The following is a 2,939-nucleotide window of genomic DNA, read 5'->3' on the forward strand; positions in this document are numbered from 1 at the left end:
AAGACCAGAACAGAGTAAATCTGTTAAGGCAGGTGCGAAACCCCGCAAGGGAAAGAAGCAGAAACCTAAATCGTGAGGTTTGGGAATCACCGTCCGTTTACGGCGGTGAGGATGTCAAGCAAGCGACCCGTGACTCTTGACATCCTCACCGCAGATTTCTACATCGGCGCTCACGCTGCTGTCACTACCATGCCCCTACTAACGAGAGATGTCAACCGCTACCGAACTTACTTTCCCTCAGTCTTACTGATTACACCTTAGACAATTCGGTTAAATAATTGGTTATTTCTTCTTGCTCATGCAAATAGTACAGAATTGTTGCATAAACTTGTTCTAGGCTCAAAGATGAGTAAGTTTTAGCAATTTCTTCAGGTGTTTTGGCATGATAAATATAGTCATAGAGAATGGTTTCAATGCCAATTCTTGTCCCTTTTAAGCGAATATCATTAGGGGTGAGAAAGTTAAAATAGTCTTCGAGTTGCATCATGGAATTTACTCAAGCTGTACTGAATCTAAAAAATAAGCTGGCCTAAATATCTAAGTTATTCCCTGTTTCCCCTATTTAGAGTAAAATTTCCCTGTGTTGAATTGCTAATTTATGGGCGGGAAAACCTTCGTACTCGGCTAAAGTTTTCGTGGTTTCTTTTAACTTTTCAAAGCCTTCAGGGGTGACATAAGCCAAAGTGGAGCGTTTAAGAAAATCATAAACCGAAACCGCCGAATAGGAACGGGCAAAACTTCCTGTGGGCAGCACAGCATTGACTCCGATGGCGTAGGTAGCCATAGAGGAAGGAGTATGATTTCCCAGGAGAATTTCGCCAGCATTTTTAATCTTGCCCAGAATGGCAAAAGGATTACTAACTAAAACCTCTAGATGTTCCGGGGCGTACTCATTGACAAAATCGAGGGATTGCTGCAAACTATCGGTTAAAATTATGCCCCCATAGGCGGCTAAACCCGCCTCACAGAATTCCCGTCGCCAATCCGGGAGTTTTTGCAGGTATTCCTGAGCATATTCACTAGCGGCGATCGCCACATCTTCACAGTGGGTGACTAATAAAGCCGCCGAATCCGCCCCGTGTTCCGCTTCAATTAATAAATCCAAGGCCGCTAAACGGGCATCGGTGGACTCATCGGCCAAAACTATCGACTCACTCGGACCTGCCGGCAAACCCACATCCACAGTGCCGAACAGTAACCGTTTGGCCGCCGCCCCATAGACGCTGCACGGACCTGTAATTTTGTCAACCCTTTTGATATTTTTTGTTCCCAAAGCTAAAGCGGCGATCGCTTGTACGCCCCCTAATTTATAAATTTCTCTGACTCCAGCCATCTGCGCCGCCACCAGAGAAACGGGTTCCACGTTGCCCTGTTTATCGGGGGGAGTGCAAACGACAACTCTTTCCACTCCTGCCACCATTGCCGGGATGGTTAACATTAACATCATCGAGGGAAAAGCACCGCGGCCCCGGGGAACGTATAAACCCACATTGGGGATAGGAGAGATTTTTTCGCCGGCAAAGACACCGGTTTCAATTTCTGCCAGTTGTGTTTCTTCCGGCATTTGGCGACGATGTACCTCTTGAATATTCCGGAAAGCCTGTTCAATGGCAGTTTTTACTTCCGGTTCAATTAAATGAAAAGCCCGCTCAAATTCTGCCTCGCTGACTTTGATATTTTCTACCGTCGCACCTTCGTAGTCAAAACGCCGCACATAGTCCACAACGCCGGCATCCCCCCGTGCGCGGATGGTTTCTATGACCGTTTGAGCGACTTTTAGGGCGTTATCAATATCTAACTCGGCTCTTTTCTGAAGTTTTGCCCGTTCCGCGCTACTTAATTGCGAAAGTTTTAATATTCTAACCACTATTGCTACTCCTACTGCCCCCGTCCTCTCAAGAATAACGGGGAATCTTATCTTTTTTAATTGTAACCTTTGGGGGAGTGTCGGAGTGGGAAGTGGGAAGTAAACAGTAACCAGTAATCAGTGAACTGAAAACTCACATCTGATAACTGATAACAAAGGCCGAATCTAAAACCTAATTTGTTAAGCTAAAAGCTTTATTGCCAGATTCTTTCTCTTGCCTCCTGCCTCCTGTCCCCTGCCTCCTTGGGTATAATGCAGATCATGTATAAGCTCTCTTGCTGTTCTGTAAATGCGATCGCTCTTGCTTTATTATGGGGGGCGATTGGTCCGGTGTGGGCAGAAACGGAGTTAGACTTAGACCCGAAAATTCGGCAAGAAAGCCCCGTTTTAGAGCGTTGGTTAGAAAAAATACCCGATATCGCCGAAGAAATTCGCAATGATCCTAGTTTTCGCACTCGTATCCGTTTAGGGTATGCCCAGTTTCCTTCTAGCGATAATTCCAGTGGCGTGATTTTGGGGGTAGAAGATGTGTTTTTCGGTCAAACCAGTTTAACCCTAAGCGGCGATTATCAGACGGCTTTTAACGGCAAAAGGACGGCAATAGGAGCAAATTTACAATACTATCTCCTCCCTTTGGGTGATTATGTCAATCTGGCTCCCATGGTGGGCTATCGTTACATTCAGACAGGAAATTACAGCACCGATGGGCTTAACTTAGGATTAAAGCTCAAATTAGCCCTTTCTCGCACGGGGGCAGCAGATATCACCGTCAGTCAGAGTTTTATCTCCCCAGGGGGTGCTAACGAGGTGGGATTGACTACTCTTTCGGTTGGTTATGCGATTACCTCTAATTTACGTTTAGCTGCCGATATTCAAGCCCAAAATTCCCGCGCTCGTAAAGATAGCTCCCTAGGAATTTTACTGGAATGGCTGCCCTAATTAGGGTTTGCGGCAAAAAGTTTTTCGGTGGGGGTTGGGGGTTGGGGGTTGGGGGTTGGGGGTTGGGGGTTGGGGTGTGGGGTTTTACCCATTTTCAGGTGGTCAATTACCTAATTTTCAGGGAAAAAGTCCC

General features: G+C 46.3%; 3 protein-coding genes and 1 pseudogene. 2 read left to right on the forward strand and 2 right to left on the reverse strand.

The window, feature by feature from the left end:
* The first annotated feature begins 111 nt into the window (after positions 1-111).
* Entirely contained in the window at positions 112-261 is a 150-nt protein-coding gene (locus tag EWV84_RS17330) for a hypothetical protein (protein WP_287079012.1), read from the forward strand.
* A gap of 4 nt (positions 262-265) precedes the next feature.
* Here the strand turns inward: EWV84_RS17330 and EWV84_RS17335 are convergent.
* Together EWV84_RS17335 and hisD are read right to left on the reverse strand one after the other, a co-directional pair.
* Positions 266-484 (reverse strand): annotated as a pseudogene (locus tag EWV84_RS17335) (DUF433 domain-containing protein); the annotation flags it as partial.
* A 78-nt stretch (positions 485-562) separates the two neighbouring features.
* On the reverse strand, positions 563-1,867 hold the full coding sequence (gene hisD, locus EWV84_RS17340; RefSeq protein WP_287079014.1) for a histidinol dehydrogenase: 1,305 nt from the start codon (positions 1,865-1,867) through the stop codon (positions 563-565).
* Between the two features lie 252 nt (positions 1,868-2,119).
* Between hisD and EWV84_RS17345 the strand changes: the two genes are divergently transcribed.
* Positions 2,120-2,806, forward strand: a complete 687-nt coding sequence (locus EWV84_RS17345; RefSeq protein ID WP_286824582.1) for a hypothetical protein — start codon at positions 2,120-2,122, stop codon at positions 2,804-2,806.
* Positions 2,807-2,939 lie beyond the last annotated feature (133 nt).

Origin of the sequence: Microcystis sp. M_QC_C_20170808_M3Col (assembly GCF_007095505.1) — a bacterium.
In the GTDB taxonomy this organism is placed as follows: domain Bacteria; phylum Cyanobacteriota; class Cyanobacteriia; order Cyanobacteriales; family Microcystaceae; genus Microcystis.